The sequence below is a fragment of the Vibrio sp. OPT46 genome (assembly GCF_015163535.1).
In the GTDB taxonomy this organism is placed as follows: Bacteria; Pseudomonadota; Gammaproteobacteria; order Enterobacterales; family Vibrionaceae; genus Vibrio; species Vibrio alginolyticus.
The window spans coordinates 1-265 of the sequence record NZ_JADDYG010000872.1; the positions used below are offsets into that span (position 1 = coordinate 1).

1 protein-coding gene is annotated in these 265 nt (G+C 35.8%); it reads left to right on the forward strand.

Annotation, left to right across the window (positions count from 1 at the left end):
* Positions 1-70: 70 nt before the first annotated feature.
* Positions 71-265 (forward strand): hypothetical protein (locus tag IQR33_RS30980; protein ID WP_193844306.1); only part of this gene is annotated, 195 nt, incomplete at its 3' end.

Here is a 265-nt window from a genome sequence, read left to right on the forward strand (position 1 = left end):
GCGTGTTTTAGTATAATTTCCTTAGTTGCTTATGTAACTATCTATTTTAAAACAATTGCTTGGGGGCAATATGAAGATTTCATCATTCGATAAGAAAGTAGTCATTTCATTACTTAATCAGCTGACACCCGAAAAGACTGAAACATCCACGGAGAGAAACGGCGAAATAGACAAAGTAGCCCTAGCTGTTCGATTAGGGAAAATCCGATTCATTAAACAAGAAGACCAGTATGTAGATTTAAAAGCTCTATCTGGTGACCTATTT